Source organism: Paralimibaculum aggregatum (assembly GCF_030270585.1).
GTDB classification, from domain to species: Bacteria; Pseudomonadota; Alphaproteobacteria; order Rhodobacterales; family Rhodobacteraceae; genus Thermohalobaculum; species Thermohalobaculum aggregatum.
This window is the reverse complement of record NZ_BSYI01000198.1, coordinates 1-205: the sequence shown is the minus strand read 5'-3', so window position 1 is coordinate 205 and position 205 is coordinate 1. Positions and strand designations below refer to the sequence as shown.

At 67.8% G+C, this 205-nt stretch carries 1 pseudogene; it reads right to left on the bottom strand.

Going from position 1 to position 205, the window contains the following annotated elements:
• Positions 1-93: pseudogene (locus QSJ97_RS24930) on the bottom strand (AAA family ATPase); the annotation flags it as partial.
• Positions 94-205: the final 112 nt, after the last annotated feature.

The following is a 205-nucleotide window of genomic DNA, read 5'->3' as shown; positions in this document are numbered from 1 at the left end:
TGGCTCGTCGATGACGGCATGCCAGGCGCCGACGGGGAGCTGGCTGGTGATGAGCGTGGAGCCGGCCTGATAGCGGTCCTCGACGATCACCATGAGGTCCCGGCGCTGCGGCGCGGTCAGCCGATCCGGCCCCAATCGTCCAGGATCAGAAGATCGGCTTTCACGAGCTGCCTGAACAGCCTCGGGAAGCGGCCATCGCCGTGGG